The organism is Cellulosimicrobium sp. G4 BAM 1002, from assembly GCF_057126935.1.
This window is the reverse complement of record NZ_CP182109.1, coordinates 3,744,460-3,759,956: the sequence shown is the minus strand read 5'-3', so window position 1 is coordinate 3,759,956 and position 15,497 is coordinate 3,744,460. Positions and strand designations below refer to the sequence as shown.

General features: G+C 73.7%; 10 protein-coding genes. 8 read left to right on the top strand and 2 right to left on the bottom strand.

The window, feature by feature from the left end; all coding sequences use genetic code 11:
• Positions 1 to 10 precede the first annotated feature (10 nt).
• From ACMXGY_RS16705 to uca, 8 genes are all read left to right on the top strand, one after another.
• Positions 11 to 3,142, top strand: a complete 3,132-nt coding sequence (locus ACMXGY_RS16705; protein WP_483774107.1) for a hypothetical protein — start codon at positions 11 to 13, stop codon at positions 3,140 to 3,142.
• Between the two features lie 199 nt (positions 3,143 to 3,341).
• Entirely contained in the window at positions 3,342 to 4,613 is a 1,272-nt protein-coding gene (gene urtA, locus ACMXGY_RS16700; RefSeq protein ID WP_483774106.1) for an urea ABC transporter substrate-binding protein, read from the top strand.
• 595 nt (positions 4,614 to 5,208) lie between these two features.
• On the top strand, positions 5,209 to 6,093 hold the full coding sequence (urtB, locus tag ACMXGY_RS16695) for an urea ABC transporter permease subunit UrtB (protein WP_483774105.1): 885 nt from the start codon (positions 5,209 to 5,211) through the stop codon (positions 6,091 to 6,093).
• On the top strand, positions 6,090 to 7,313 hold the full coding sequence (urtC, locus tag ACMXGY_RS16690) for an urea ABC transporter permease subunit UrtC (RefSeq protein ID WP_483774104.1): 1,224 nt from the start codon (positions 6,090 to 6,092) through the stop codon (positions 7,311 to 7,313). Before urtB ends, urtC begins: the two co-directional genes overlap by 4 nt.
• A complete protein-coding gene (gene urtD / locus ACMXGY_RS16685; RefSeq protein ID WP_483774103.1) occupies positions 7,310 to 8,299 on the top strand; it encodes an urea ABC transporter ATP-binding protein UrtD in 990 nt (329 codons plus the stop codon). Before urtC ends, urtD begins: the two co-directional genes overlap by 4 nt.
• Positions 8,299 to 8,991, top strand: coding sequence for an urea ABC transporter ATP-binding subunit UrtE (urtE, locus tag ACMXGY_RS16680; RefSeq protein WP_483774102.1), 693 nt, complete (start codon positions 8,299 to 8,301; stop codon positions 8,989 to 8,991). Before urtD ends, urtE begins: the two co-directional genes overlap by 1 nt.
• Positions 8,992 to 9,091: 100 nt before the next feature.
• Positions 9,092 to 9,790 (top strand): GntR family transcriptional regulator, encoded by a 699-nt coding sequence (locus ACMXGY_RS16675; protein WP_483774101.1) that lies wholly within the window; start codon positions 9,092 to 9,094, stop codon positions 9,788 to 9,790.
• Between the two features lie 647 nt (positions 9,791 to 10,437).
• Complete coding sequence (uca, locus tag ACMXGY_RS16670) at positions 10,438 to 14,253, top strand: urea carboxylase (protein WP_483774100.1); 3,816 nt, start codon at positions 10,438 to 10,440, stop codon at positions 14,251 to 14,253.
• Positions 14,254 to 14,317: 64 nt separating this feature from the next.
• Here uca and ACMXGY_RS16665 read toward each other — a convergent pair whose 3' ends face one another.
• Both ACMXGY_RS16665 and ACMXGY_RS16660 read right to left on the bottom strand, forming a co-directional pair.
• Positions 14,318 to 14,611 (bottom strand): WXG100 family type VII secretion target, encoded by a 294-nt coding sequence (locus tag ACMXGY_RS16665; RefSeq protein ID WP_483774099.1) that lies wholly within the window; start codon positions 14,609 to 14,611, stop codon positions 14,318 to 14,320.
• A gap of 127 nt (positions 14,612 to 14,738) precedes the next feature.
• Positions 14,739 to 15,470: an HD domain-containing protein gene (locus ACMXGY_RS16660; RefSeq protein ID WP_483774098.1), complete on the bottom strand. Its 732-nt coding sequence runs from the start codon at positions 15,468 to 15,470 to the stop codon at positions 14,739 to 14,741.
• Between the last annotated feature and the right edge of the window lie 27 nt (positions 15,471 to 15,497).

Below are 15,497 nucleotides of genomic sequence, written 5' to 3'. Positions count from 1 at the left end.
CGCTGTCGCCGTGCACGACGACGTCGCCCCCCGCCGCCCCTGGTACGCGGCCGCTGCCTTCGCGGTGCTGCTGGCGGTGGGGTTCGTGGTCGCGACGGGGCTCGGTGACGTGCTCGCCGTGGAGGCGACGCCGTCCGTGGCGGCACCGGAGGACCCGGTTGCGGCACCCGCGACCCCGGTGGCCGACCTCCCGGCGGTCACGACCGTCGTCGTGCCTGACGACTCGCTGCGGCTCGAGCTCGCCGCCGGGGCGGTCGCCGACGCGCTGGCTGCGCGTGGCAGGCCCGCCGTCGTCGCGCGTGACGGCTCCGGCGCGGAGCCCGCGCGGGGCGAGCTGCGCGTCACGACAGGCGTCGACCTCGGCTCGGACGACCCCGAGGCGTACCGGGTCGTCGCCGTCGCGGCTCCAGCACTCGGCTGGCGGCTCGACGCCACGGACCCCGCGGGCGCCGCCCACGGGCTGTACGAGGTGGCGGACCGCCTCCGCACCGGCCGCGACGCCCTGCCGGCCGGGCCGGGGGAGCCCGGCGACGGCGTCGTGCGGGAGCCCGCGCTCGGCACGCGGCTCGTGGACAAGGGCGCCACGGGCATCGAGCCGGACGCCGAGGCGTGGCGCGAGGGCGACCCCTACTCGCACAACGGCGGCTCGTTCGCCGACGCGATCCTCACCGACGCGCCCTACGTGGACGCCACGGCGCTCGCGGACGACGCCGACGACTTCCGCGGGTACGTCGCGTCCCAGCTCGCGGAGGGTTTCACGGGCGTCGTGATCCCCGGCTTCCTCGAGTACGTGACGTTCGACGAGGTGGGCGACGGTCACGACGTCTACGCCGCCGACGACGAGCACGTCGCCCGCGCGCTCGCGATGCGCGACGGCTTCGGCCCGATGTGGGAGCACGCGGACGAGGCGGGCACGGACGTCTACCTGCAGACGGACATGCTCATGCTCAGCACGCCGTTGGAGGAGTACCTCGACGGGCGTGGCCTCGACGTGCACGACCCGGAGCTCTGGGACGTGTACGCCGCCGGTCTCGACGAGCTCTTCACGGCCATGCCCGCGGTCGACGGGCTCATGATCCGCATCGGCGAGGCGGGGCGCATCTACGACCTGCCGGGCTGGGACTACTGGTCGGAGCTCGCGGTCACCGACGAGGCCGCCGTGCGCGCGATGCTGACGGCGTTCACCCGCGTCGCGGAGGAGCACGGCAAGGACGTGATCTTCCGGTCGTGGTCGGTCGGCGTCGGCGCGGTCGGCGACCTGCACACGAACCCGGACTCCTACGAGGCGGTGCTCGCCGGGATCGACTCGCCCTCGCTCGTCGTGTCGACCAAGCACGTCGCCGGCGACTTCTACTCGTGGCTGCCGCTCAACCCGACGCTCGACGTCGGGACGCAGCGGCGCATCGTCGAGCTGCAGTCGCGGCGCGAGTTCGAGGGGTTCGGGGCGTTGCCCAACGACCTCGGCCCCGCCTACGCCGCGACGCTCGACCACTACCTCGCCGCGAACCCGCACGTCGAGGGCGTGTGGGCGTGGGCGCAGGACGGCGGCCCGTGGAAGGCCGGGCCGATGAGCCTGTACCGCAAGTCCGGGTTCTGGCAGCTCTACGACCTCAACACGTACGCCGCGGCCCGCCTCGCCGTCGACCCCGGCGCCGACCCCGGTGAGATCACCGCGTCCTGGGCGCGCGCGACGTTCTCCGACGACCCGGCGACGGTCGCCGCGATCGGGGAGGCGATGGCGCTGTCGCGCGAGGCCGTCACCCACGGCCTGTACCTCGGGGCGTTCGCGCGGAACCAGGTGCGAGCGCTCGGGCTCGAGCCGCCACCGATGATGTGGATCTTCGAGTGGGACATCGTCTCGGGCGACGCCGCCGCGCTCGACTCGGTCTCCTCGATCGTGGGCTCCGACCCGTCGGCGGTCGAGGCGTCGGTCGAGGAGGGGCGTGAGGCGGTGCGGACGGTCGAGCGGATGCGGGACGCGATCCAGGGCACCGACCCGGCGACGTGGCGCGACCCCGTCCTGCGCGAGCGCTTCCTCGACGCGCTCGACTACGAAGCCGACCTGTTCACGGTCCTCGCGGACTACCGCGAGGTCGTGCTGCAGCACGGCCGGTGGCTCGCGACCGGCGATGCGGCCGCGCGCACCGCGTGGGCCGACGCGCGCGACCGCTTCGACGCTTCCCGCTCCGCGCACGTCGCCCGGTACGGGGACGACCTCGACCTCCCCGCGTACACGTTCACCGCGGCCGACCTCGGGCTCCAGCGAGCCGAGCGCGACGAGGGCGCCGCGTGGGCGGCCCGCGGGCTGGGGGCGCTGCTCGCCGTCGCGCTGCTCCTCGGGACGGCGCCGGGACAGCGCCTGCTCGCCCGGGTGACGGGTCGCCGCGCGTCCGACGCCGCGGTGCCGGCCCGACGGCCGCCGCGCGGCCTCGCGCTGCGCGCGCTGTGGCTCGGCGCGACCCGGCCCTGGCGCGTCCACCACCTCGACGCCGACGCCGGGCGGGTCGACCGCGCGCTCGTGTGGCTGCTTCCCGTGGCGGCGGTCGTGCTCAGCCGCGTCGCGTACACGTGGGCGCTGTCGTGGGTGCACCTGGCGCTCGTGCTCGGGGCGTGGGCGCTGTGCGTCGGTGTCCTGCGGCTCCTCGTCGGGCGGCGCGGTGCGTTCGCGCTCGCCGGTGCGGTCGGCGGTGCGGCCCTCCTGCGCACGGTGCTGCTGCTCGTCGCGCTAGCCCCGACCGGCCCGGGCGGGTACTGGTACGGGCTGTGGGCCGAGCCCGCGGCTCGGACCGCCTACGTGACGGTCGCCGTCGCGGCGTTCCTCTGGGTCCTCGTCGCGGCCTGGTTCGCGCTGCGCTCGCTCGGTCTGGGAGTCCTGGGGGCGACCGGCCGGGTGCTCGTGGCGGTCTGCGCACCGCTCGTCGTCGGCGGCCTCGTGGTCTCCGCCGTCGGGCTCGAGACGACGCTGACGGCGTGGAACGACCAGATGATGGTCCTGCCGTGGGGGCTGTCGAGGATCCTCGGGCTCACGGTGCACCTCGGCATCCCGTCGTCGCTGCCGCTCCTCGTGGCGGTCGCCGGTGCGTGCGTCGGTGCGCTCGGGGTCTTCGCGTGGTGGGTGGGGCGCAGGCGAGGCACGGCGTGACCCGATCGTGACCTGCTGACACGCACCGTTAACACGAGGGTGAAACCGCCCGAAACACGGCCTCTCTAGCGTCGACACCAGTGGGCACGAGAACGGGCACAGGTACGTATACATGCCCGTACACCGTGCTTGCCGTCTGTCGGCCGCGTCACCCGGCGCCGCCCGGCACTCCTGAGCATCCCGCTGAAAGGAACCTTCGGTGACACCTTCACGCGCCACGACACGTCTCGCCCCGGCCGCCGCCCTCGTCGCCCTCGCGCTCACGCTCACGGCGTGCGGTGCCCGGACGGACACCGGCGACACCGCCGGCGCCGCGACGAGCGGAGCCGCAGCGGAGAGCTGCGTCGACACCTCCGGCGACACCGTCAAGATCGGCTTCCTCAACTCGCTCTCCGGCACGATGGCGATCTCCGAGCAGACCGTCGCCGACTCGCTCAACCTCGCGGCCGAGGAGATCAACGCCTCGGGCGGCGTGCTCGGCAAGCAGCTCGAGATAGTCCAGGAGGACGGTCAGTCCGAACCGACCGTGTTCGCCGAGAAGGCCGAGAAGCTCATCACGAGCGACTGCGTCGCCGCCGTGTTCGGCGGCTGGACCTCGGCCTCGCGCAAGGCCATGCTCCCCGTCTTCGAGGCCCAGGACTCCCTGCTCTTCTACCCCGTGCAGTACGAGGGCCTCGAGTCGTCGCCCAACATCTTCTACACCGGTGCGACGACCAACCAGCAGATCGTCCCCGCCCTCGACTACCTCAAGGAGCAGGGCACCACGTCGATCTTCCTCGTCGGCTCCGACTACGTCTTCCCGCGCACCGCGAACAAGATCATCAACGCGTACGCCGAGGCGAACGGCATCGAGGTCCTCGGCGAGGAGTACGCGCCGCTCGGCCACACCGACTTCTCCACCATCGTCAACAAGGTCAAGGCCGCCGGCGCCGACGCCGTCTTCAACACGCTCAACGGCGACTCCAACGTCGCGTTCTTCAAGGAGTACAAGAACGCCGGCCTCGGGCCGGACACGATGCCCGTCGTGTCCGTCTCGATCGCCGAGGAGGAGGTCGGCGGCATCGGCGTCGAGAACGTCGAGGGCCAGCTCACCGCCTGGAACTACTACCAGACCATCGACAGCCCCGAGAACACCACGTTCGTCGAGGCGTTCCAGGCCAAGTACGGCGCCGACCGCGTGACGTCCGACCCCATGGAAGCGGCCTACACGTCGCTGTACCTGTGGAAGGGCATGGTCGAGAAGGCCGAGTCGTTCGACGTCGCCGACGTCCAGGAGGCCGCCGACGGCGTCACCTTCGACGCGCCGGAGGGTTCCGTCACCGTGAACGGCGACAACCACCACATCGCCAAGACCGCGCTCATCGGCAAGATCGGCCCCGACGGCCTGATCCACACCGAGTGGAGCTCGGGCGACCCGATCGAGCCCGACCCGTTCCTCGAGGGCTACGACTGGGCGGCTGACCTCTCGTAGTCGGTCGGTTCTGAGCGTCGCCTCCGGCGGGGACCGGGGTGCGCGTCTTGGGGTCGGGTCCGGTGGGGACCGGGGTGTGCGTCTTGGGGTCGGGTCCGGCGGGGACCGGGGTGTGCGCGCCGGGTCTACCATCCGCCCGCTCGTTCCTCGCGGGCTCCCGCCAGACCCGACCACGACCCGGCGCGCACACCCCGCTCCCCGCCTCTCCCGTCGGGTCGCCTCGTTCCCGTCCTCCGCATGACGGCGGTCGTCGTCTCTCCCGTCGGCTCACCCTCGTCCCGTGGTTCGCGGGACGACGGCGGTCGTCGTCTCTCCCGACGGGTCGCCGTGTCGGCGGGCCGCCTGCACTACGACGCTCCCTCCCCGCCCGGCCGGTCCGGGGGGAGGGGCTGCCCGAGGTGACGGGCGAGTGCGGCGGCCGGCGGAGAAGGGGCGGCGGGTCGTGGTGGGTCCGGCGGGAGCCGCGAGGAACGAGCGGCGGATGGTAGACCCGCCGCCCCTTCTCCAGAGGCCGCCGCCCCAGCCACAGCACCGCAGCACCCGCAGCACCACGCAACTGTCCACATCGACGCACCAACCGGAAGGCGAACCGCCCATGGATGTGCTGTTCTCGCAGCTCTTCGCGGGACTGAGTCTCGGCTCGGTCCTGCTCCTCGCCGCCCTCGGGCTGGCGCTCACGTTCGGTCAGATGGGCGTCATCAACATGGCGCACGGCGAGTTCATGATGGCGGGCGCCTACACGGCGTTCGTCGTGCAGGGGGTCGTCGGGAACGCCGGGGTCTCGCTGCTCGTGTCGTTGCCGCTCGGGTTCCTCGTCGGTGGCCTGCTCGGGCTGCTGCTCGAGGCGACGCTCATCCACCGGATGTACAAGCGACCGCTCGACACGCTGCTCGTCACGTGGGGTGTCGCGCTCGTGCTGCAGCAGGTCGCACGCGACGTGTTCGGTGCGCCGAACGTCGACGTGCGCGCGCCGGCCTGGCTGAGCGGCGCCGTCGACCTGTTCGGGCTCGCCGTACCGAAGACGCGCGTGTTCATCCTCGCGCTCGCACTCGTCGCGGTCGTCGCCCTGGCCGTCGTGCTCAAGGTGACGCCGCTCGGGCGGCGGATCCGCGCCGTCGTGCAGAACCGCGACCTCGCGGAGGCGAGCGGCGTGTCCACGCGCGCCACGGACCGGCTGACGTTCTTCATCGGGTCCGGCCTCGCCGGGATCGCGGGCGTCGCGCTCACGCTCCTCGGGTCGGTCGGCCCGACGCTCGGCACGAGCTACATCGTGGACGCGTTCCTCGTCGTCGTCGCGGGCGGCATCGGGCAGATCAAGGGCACGGTCATCGCGGCGTTCGCGCTCGGGCTGCTGCAGGCGACGTTCGAGTACTCCACGACGGCGAGCATCGCCAAGGTGCTCGTGTTCGTCGTCATCGTCGTCTTCCTCCAGGTGCGACCCCAGGGCCTCGTGTCGGTCCGGACGAGGAGCCTCGCATGAGCGCCGCCGCCACAGCCACCACGACCGGGGGGACCTCCCGGGTCGCCGCCCTCTACCGTTCGTCACGGGCTCGCGTGATCGTCGGGTTCGCGGTCGCCGCGGTCCTGCTGTTCGCCGTCGCGCCGGCGACGATGTCCACGTTCCGCCTCGGCCTGCTCGGCAAGTTCCTGTGCCTCGCGATGGTCGCCGTCGGCATCGGCCTCGCGTGGGGTCGCGGCGGGATGCTCACGCTCGGCCAGGGCGTCTTCTTCGGCCTCGGCGCGTACATCATGGCCATGCACCTCAAGCTCGCCGACGCGGGTCCGGGTGGTGTGCCGGACTTCATGATGCTCTACGGCTCCGGCGTGGTCCCGGGTTGGTGGGAGCCGTTCCGCTCGCCGGTCGTGACGATCCTCGCCATCGCGATCGTGCCCGCCGGGCTGGCGGCGCTGCTCGGGTTCGCCGTCTTCACGCGCCGCGTGCGCGGCGCCTACTTCGCGATCCTGTCCCAGGCGCTGGCCGCCGCGTTCGCGATCCTGCTCATCGGGCAGCAGGCGACGACGGGCGGCACCAACGGCCTCAACGGGTTCCGGTCGTTCTTCGGCTACGACCTCTCCGACCCGGTGAACAAGCGCATGCTCTTCTTCATCGCCGCGGGGGCGCTGCTCGTCATGGTGGCGATCGCGCGCCAGCTCATGGTGTCCCGGTTCGGCGAGCTGCTCGTCGCGGTCCGCGACCAGGAGAACCGTGTCCGGTTCCTCGGCTACGACCCCGCGAAGGTCAAGGTGGTCGCGTTCGCGGTCGCCGCGTTCATGGCCGCCGTGGGCGGGGCGCTGTTCGTGCCGATCGTGGGGATCATCTCTCCCGCCGACGTCGGGGTCGTCCCGTCGATCGGGTTCCTCATCGGCGTCGCGATCGGCGGCCGGGCGACCCTGCTGGGCCCTGTCCTCGGAGCGATCGCCGTGAGCTGGGCCCAGACGAGCCTGTCCGAGACGTTCCCGTCCGGGTGGATCTACGCGCAGGGCGCGCTGTTCATCCTCGTCGTGGCGTTCCTGCCCGGCGGGCTCGCCGAGCTCTTCACGCGGTGGCGTCGCTCGCGCGGCGGATCCGTGCCCGACGGCGGAGCGCACCCGCCCGGCGACCTCGCCGTCGCCGGACCGGACCCGAGCACGGGTGAGCCGGCCGCCGACGCACCGACCGCCGTCGACCACGACCCCGCGACCACCGGGAGGACCGCATGACCACCCAGCCCACTGGACCGGCGTCGGCCCCGACGACGCACGACGCCACGGAGGGCGCCCTCGCGCCCGGCACCGTCCTCGAGACGGGGGTGGCGGGCGACGGGCTCGACCTCGAGGCGGCGCAGGCCGTCCTCGGCGTCGACGACTCGCGCTTCCGGCACGACTACCTCGAGGTGCGCGGCCTGCGCGTCGAGTTCGACGGGTTCGTCGCGGTGCAGGGCGTCGACCTCACCGTGACCGCGGGCGACCTGCGGTTCCTCATCGGGCCCAACGGCGCGGGCAAGACGACGATCGTCGACGCGATCACGGGCCTGGCCAAGGCGTCGGGCTCGGTGCAGTTCGGCGGTGTGGAGCTGCTCGGAAGGAAGACGCACCGTGTCGCCCGGGCGGGCGTCGGGCGCACGTTCCAGACCGCGAGCGTGTTCGAGGAGCTCAGCGTCCTGCAGAACCTCGACATCGCCGCCGGGGCCGGCCGTGGTCCGCTCACGCTCCTGCGGCGCCGGGGCTCGACGCCCGAGTCCGTCGAGCAGGCGCTCGAGACGGTGGGGCTCGCGCACCTGCGCGACGTGCAGGCCGGGATCCTTGCGCACGGCCAGAAGCAGTGGCTCGAGATCGGGATGCTGCTCGTCCAGGACGCGCGCCTGCTGCTGCTCGACGAGCCCGTCGCCGGCATGAGCCAGGCAGAGCGCGAGCAGACCGGCGAGCTCCTGCAGCGCATCGGTGCACAGCGGACCGTCGTCGTCGTCGAGCACGACATGGAGTTCCTGCGGACCTTCGCGAGCTCGGTGACCGTGCTGCACCTCGGGCAGGTGCTCGCCGAGGGCACGTACGCCGAGGTCCAGTCCGACCCGCGCGTGCAGGAGGTCTACCTCGGCAGCGCCGGCGCGACCCGCGGCGCGCGGCGGCGTGCGGCGAAGACCGCGCCCGCGACGTCGGGCACGGACGAGACCTCGGTGACGGCGGCGACCGACGAGAAGGAGGCGTGATGCTCGAGCTCACGGGACTGCACGCCGGCTACGGCCGGACCATGGTGCTGCACGGCGTCGACCTCACCGTGCCCGCGGGCGGCGTCGCCGCCGTGCTCGGGCACAACGGGGCCGGCAAGACGACGCTCCTGCGCACCGCGCTCGGGCTGCTCAAGGCCCGCTCGGGAAGCGTCGTGCTCGACGGCGAGGACGTGACCCGGATGCCGACGTACCAGCGCGTGCGGCGCGGGCTGGCGTACGTGCCGCAGGGGCAGCAGTCGTTCGGCGACCTCACGGCGCGGGAGAACCTCCAGCTCGTCGCCGACACGTCGCGCGAGGGGCCGCGACGCCTCGACGAGGCGCTCGACCTGTTCCCCGCGCTGCGCGGGCTGCTCGCGCGACGAGCCGGGCTCCTCTCGGGCGGGCAGCGTCAGCAGCTCGCCATCGCCCGGGCGCTCATCACCGGCCCACGCGTGCTCGTGCTCGACGAGCCGACCGAGGGCATCCAGCCGTCCGTCGTCACGGAGATCGAGGACGCGATCCTCGCGCTCACGGACTCGGGCGGCATGTCGGTCCTGCTCGTCGAGCAGCACGTCGGGTTCGCCCTCGGCGCCGCGAGCGACTACGTCGTCCTGCAGTCCGGGCGCGTGACGAACCGCGGCTCGGGCGGCGAGTCGGCCGAGGAGGGCGTGCGTGCGGCGATGGCGGTCTGAGGCCAGGGCGAGGGCCGGCGAGGGCGACCGACGGGGGCGGGATGGGCCAGGATAAGAGCGGGGCACGGGACGCTTCGGAGCCGACGAGCAGGAGAACAGCATGGACATCGTGACCGCGCCGGAGCCGGCCGCGACGTCGCTGCGCGAGCTCGTCTACCTGCGCCTGCGCGCAGAGATCCTCAACGGCCGCGTCGACCCGCGCGAGCGGCTCACCGAGCCCAAGCTGAGCAGGCGGTTCGAGGTCTCGCGCACCCCCGTGCGCGAGGCCCTGTCCCGGCTCCTGTCCGACGGTCTGATCCAGCGCACCGACTTCGGGTACGCCGTCGTCGTGCCGAGCCTCGCCGAGCTGCGCGACCTCTACGAGCTGCGCGTCACGCTCGAGCTGCGGGGCGTCGAGCGCATCATCGAGAACCCCGAGCTGCACTACGACACCGACGCGCTGCGAACCGAGCTCGACCAGTGGGTCGAGCTGCGTGGCGCGCCCCCCGAGCCCGACCCGAGCTTCGTCATGCTCGACGAGCGCTTCCACACCGTCCTGTCCCGGGCGGCGGGCAACGAGCGGCTCACCGAGGCGCTCGTCGAGGTGAACGAGAAGGTGCGCGCCGTGCGCATGTACGACTTCGTCGAGTCCGAACGCATCCGCATCACCATCGACGAGCACGTCGAGATCCTCGAGCTCGCGCTCGCCGACCAGCTCCCCGAGGCGCGGACGGCGCTCCACAAGCACGTCGGAGAGTCGCTCGCCGTCGTCATGGAGCGCGCGGCGCGAGCGCTGTCGCGCATGGCGCTCGCGGTCTGATCACGCCGCCGAGGTAGAACCGTGGTCGCGCGAGGTAGAACCGTGGTCGGTCGAGGTAGAACCGTGGTCGCGCGAGGTAGAACCGTGGACTGCCGAAGTAGAACCGTGGTCGTGTCGGACGGCGCGTGGTCGGGTTGGGTGTCGGGGTGGGTGGGGGCGCCGCGTCTTCCATCCGCCGCTCGTTCCTCGCGGCTCCCGCCAGGCCCGACCACGACGCGGCGCCCCCACCCACCCCTCCCGGCATCACCTCACCCTGGTCCGTGCTCACCCGGGCAAGACCCGTGGTGTTACGCCGAGCATGTCGTTACGGCCCGTCCCGGGCGCCCGACGGGCCGCAACGGTCTGCTCGACCTGCCGGAACCGCATGGTCGCCACGAGCACGAGCACGGGCCGCACCGCCTCGCCGGGCCTGCTCCCGCCGTGGCCGTGGCCGTCGCCGGACCACGGTTCTGCTCGGGGTGGCCCCGGTTCTCCTCCGGCAGACCACGGTTCTGCCTCGTGCGACCGGGGTTCTACTTCGACGACCGACCAGGGCGCTGCCGCGGTGGACCAGAATTCTGCCTCGGCGGTGGGGGGCCTAGTCTGGCGTCGTTCTGTCCGGGTGGCGAGGCGCGGCCTCGCGCCTTGCACCGGTTCGGGGGAGGGCGATGGCCGCCACGCTGCTCGTCGCGAACCGCGGTGAGATCGCTTGCCGCATCCTGCGCAGCGCGCGCGACCTCGGGCTGCGCACCGTGGCGGTCCACTCCGACGCCGACCGCGGCGCCCGGCACGTGCGGCTCGCGGACGACGCGGTGCGGCTCGGCCCGGCGCCCGTCGCCGCGTCGTACGACGACGGCCGGCGGCTCCTCGACGCCGCGCTCGGCGCGGGCGCGGGCGTGCTGCACCCCGGGTACGGCTTCCGCTCGGAGGACGCCAGGTTCGCCGCCGCGGTCGAGGCGGCGGGGGTCGCGTTCGCGGGCCCGACCCCGGACCAGCTCCGGGTGCTCGGCGACAAGGCGCGCGCCCGGGCGCTCGCGCGCGAGTGCGGGCTGCGCGTGCTCCCGGGGTCGCCGGTGCTCGGCGGGCTCGACGACGCGATCGGGTGGGCCCAGGAGATCGGCTTCCCGCTCGTGCTCAAGGACGCGGGCGGCGGGGGCGGGACCGGCGTGCACGTGTGCCACGACGCCGACGAGCTCGCAGCCGCGTGGCGTCGGGAGTCGTCACGTCCGGGGTCCTCCGGGCGGCTGTTCGTCGAGAGACACGTCGAGCGGGCGCGGCACCTCGAGGTGCAGCTCTTCGGCGACGGTTCCGGTCGCGTCCTCACGCTCGGCGACCGGGACTGCTCGGTGCAGCGCCGCCACCAGAAGGTGCTCGAGGTCGCGCCGGCACCGGGGCTCGACCCCGCCGTCCGCAGCGCTCTGCACGACGGCGCGCGTCGCCTCGGCGAGTCCGTCGGCCTCCGCTCGGCGGCGACCCTGGAGGCGCTCCTCGACCTCGACACGGGGGACGTGACGTTCCTCGAGGTGAACCCGCGACTCCAGGTGGAGCACACGGTCACGGAGGAGGTGACCGGGATCGACCTGGTCGCCTGGATGCTGCGTCTCGCCCTCGGTGACACGACCGTGCTCGACGCGCTGCCGCCGTCGGGCCTGACCGTGCGCGGCGCAGCCGTCCAGGCCCGCGTCTACGCGGAGGACGTCCGGCGCGGCCGGCCGGTCGCCGGGACGCTCGCGCGGTTGGACCTACCCCGTCACGACGGCGTGCTCGACCGTGGCGAGCGCCGGGCACCGGTCGCCCGCCCGGACCGCACCGGAGCCCGGCAGGCGACGACCGCGGTCCGCGTCGAGACGGGAGCGAGCGTCGGCGACGAGCTCGGCCCGCACGCGGACCCGCTGCTCGCCAAGGTCGTCGTGCGCGCGTCGACCCACTCCGACGCCGTCGCGGCACTGCGGACGGCGCTCGGGCAGGTGCGCGTCGACGGCGTGCCGACCAACGTCTCGCTGCTGCGCGCCGCGCTCGACGACCCGGACGTCGTGGCGGGCACGGCGACGACCACGACGACGCTGGGACGCATCCGTGACCCGGTGCCGTGGATCGACGTGCTCGACGCGGGGGTCCTCACGACGGTCCAGGACTGGCCCGGGCGCACCGGGTACTGGGGCGTGGGGATCCCGCCGTCGGGCCCGATGGACGACCTCTCCTTCCGGGCGGGCAACCGCGCGCTCGGCAACGCCGAAGGTGCGCCTGGCCTCGAGTGCACGCTCACCGGGCCGACCCTGCGCTTCTCGGACGCGACCACGGTGTGCGTGACGGGCGCGCCCGCCCCCGTCACGGTCGACGGGGTGGCGGTGCGGCAGTGGGAGCCGGTCGTCGTGCCCGCAGGTTCCGTGCTGGCCGTCGGCGCGCCGCACGGCGTCGGGCTGCGGACGTACCTGCTCGTGCACGGCGGGCTCGACGTGCCGGAGTACCTCGGCTCGTCGGCGACGTTCGTGCCCGGCGGGATCGGCGGCTACGCCGGGCGTGCGCTCGCAGCGGGCGACGCGCTGACCCCGGCGGCGCCGTCCGCCGTCGGGTCCGAGCGGCACGCGAACGCCGCCGAACCCCGGGTTGTGCGTCAGGGACGTCGCGTGGTGCCGCGAAACCCGGGGTTGGGCGAGCCGGCGCAGGTCCCGACCGCCGAGCGACCGCGCATGGGCCACTCGTGGGAGCTCGCGGTGACGACCGGCCCGCAGTCGGGGGCGCTGACGCAGGCCGCGCTCGGCCGGCTGCGCACGGCGTGGTGGCGCGTCCTGCCGCACGCCGACCGCGCCGGGATCCGTCTCGAAGGCCCGCCGCTGACGTGGGTGCGTCCCGACGGCGGCGACGCCGGGCTGCACCCGTCCAACGTCCTCGACAACCCGTACTCCGTCGGGTCGCTCAACGTCAGCGGCGACACGCCCATCCTCCTCGGGCCGGACGGGCCGAGCCTCGGCGGCTTCGTCTGCCCGCTCACCGTCGTCGCGGGATCGCGCTGGAAGCTGGGACAGATGCGCCCGGGGGACGTCGTGCGGTTCGTCGTCGTGCGCGACGACGGCGCCGGGCTCCTCCGTGGCTCCGACGTCGCGCGTGCGGCAGCACGGGTCCCGACGGCGGCCCGAGCCGTCCGGGGACGAGACGTCGAGGCGTTCACGAGCGACGTCGTCGCGCACGGCGACCCGCCGCACCGTCGCGACCGGAGGGAGGCGGGCAGGACGTATCCGTCCGTGGTCCGCTACCTGCGCGGCGCGGACGACAACGTGCTCGTCGAGTACGGCGGGGACCACGGCGCCCTCGACCTGCTGGACCGCCTGCGCGTGCACGCTCTCTCCCGGGCGCTCGACGACGCCGCGCCCCGCGGCGTGGTCGACGTGACGCCCGGGGTCCGGACGCTGCAGGTGCACGTCGACCCCGACGAGCTGCCCGTCGAGCGGCTCGTGGGGCTGCTCCGCGAGCTGGAGGACGATCTGCCGTCCAGCGCGAAGATCGAGGTGCCGAGCCGGGTGGTGCGGCTCCCGCTCAGCTGGGACGACCCCGCGATCCGGGAGGCCGTCGAGCGCTACACCGCTGCCGTCCGGGCCGACGCGCCGTGGCTGCCGTCGAACGTCGACTTCGTGCGGCGCGTGAACGGGCTCGCGAGCGTCGACGACGTGCGCCGCACGGTGCTCGGCACGGAGCACCTCGTGCTCGGCCTCGGCGACGTGTACCTCGGCGCGCCCCTCGCCGTGCCCGTGGACCCGCGGCACCGGCTCCTGACGACGAAGTACACGCCCGCCCGCACGTGGACGCCCGCCGACGCCGTCGGTCTCGGGGGCGCCTTCCTCTGCGTCTACGGCATGGCGAGCCCCGGCGGCTACCAGCTCGTCGGTCGGACCGTCCCGATCTGGTCGCCGCACGGTCAGCGCGGCCCGTTCGAGACCGGGACGCCCTGGCTCTTCCGGCCCTTCGACCGCATCGTCTGGGAGTCCGTCGACGCGGGCGAGCTCGCCGAGCGCCGTGCCGCGGCGCGCGCCGGGGTCCTCGACCTCGAGATCGAGGAGGGGACGTTCTCGGGGCGCGAGCACGCGGCGCTCCTGGCTCGTGAGGCGGCGGACATCGACGCCGTCGCGCGTTCGCGTCGCGCGGCGTTCGACCGCGAGGCGCGGGTGTGGGCCGAGGCGGGGGAGCACGTCGGTACGTCGGCGCGGGCACAGGGCCGCCGACCGCCTCCCGACGAGGACGCAGCAACCGAGCCGGACGAGCCGAGCCGGACGGTCCTGCGCGCCCCGCTCGGCGGAGTCGTCTGGCGGGTCGAAGCCCGTCCGGGTGACGAGGTCCCGGAGGCCGGTGCCGTCGTCGTGCTCGAGGCGATGAAGCTCGAGCTGCCCGTGCTCGCGCCCGCCCGCTGCCGCGTCGTCGAGGTGTTCGCCCGGCCCGGGGACCACGTGCGCGCGGGCGACCGGCTCGCCGTCGTCCGCACGTACCCCTGACGAGCCGGTCACCGACCGGGGCCACCGCCGGTACCCCGACGGCGCGGCGTCGGCCCCTGGACGGCTAGCGGGCGACGAACAGGCGCGTGGCCTGCGACTCGGCGTCCGCGTAGGTCTGCGCGACCGACCCGAGAGCGGCGGTGATCTCGTCGAGCGCCGCCTCGACCTGCGTCTGGGTGCCCTGCCACTGCGTCATGACGCCCGTGAACGAGGTCGCCGCGGTGCCGCGCCACGACGCCTGCAGGTCCGTGAGGTGCCGCATCATGGCGGACACCTCGCCGCGGATCGCCGTGACCGAGCCGTTCACCGCCGCGCTCGCCTGCGCGACGCGCGCGCTGTCGACCTCGTACCTGCTCATGCCGTCCTCCGTCGTGTCGGTGACCCCGTGGGCCGTGTTACGCCGGGAGATGCCCGGCGTGTGACGTGGACGCTAGGACGGAACGGGCCGCGCTCGCTGGGCCCGGTGCGGAACGTGTGGACAGCTCTCAGGACGTCGAGGCTGTGGACGACGAGGATGCCTGTGCCAGCTTGATCTGCTCCTTGCGCAGCCGCTGGAGCTCGGCGTCGAGGTTCTGTCGCGCGGGCTCCTCCCATGCCGTGCCGAGCGGGCTCGAGAAGAGCGACCGGCGGTCGAGCAGCTTCGTGAGGATCGCGATCCGCGCCCGGACGTAGTCGGGCTTCGGGATGTGCGCGTACTCGTCGCGCACGTCCTTGAGGTACTCCTTGTACCGCTGCGGCTCGGCGGCGAGCATCGCGAGGTCCGCGTCGCACAGCACCGCGCAGTCGAAGTCCGAGGGGTCCGGAGCGTGCCGGACGAGCGCGTTGACGAGCTGCGTGACACGGCGCACGGCCGGCTCCGGGACGCCGAGCGCCGTGAGCTCCGTGTGCGCGAGCGCGGCGCTCGCCGACTCGTCCTCGCCGCCCTTGTTGGCGTAGGTCGCGCGGCCCTTCGCGTCGAAGACCGCGCCGTGGTACCACGCCGCGAGGCGGACCAGGTCGGGGTCGTGGGTCTCCTGCGAGAGCTCGTCCACGCGGCCGAGCACGTCGGCCAGGTGCCGCAGGTTGTGGAAGTGGCGGTCGGGCTGGTCCCACCGGTCGAGCAGTCCCTGCCCGACGGCGCGGATCTCGTCGTCCGGGGCGGTCGCCCCGGCGCCGCGAGCGCTGCGGACGAACGAGGAGAGGAACCATTGCGGTGCGTCGGCGCTGTTGACGCCCATGACTTCAGCCTTCTTCGACGACGAGGG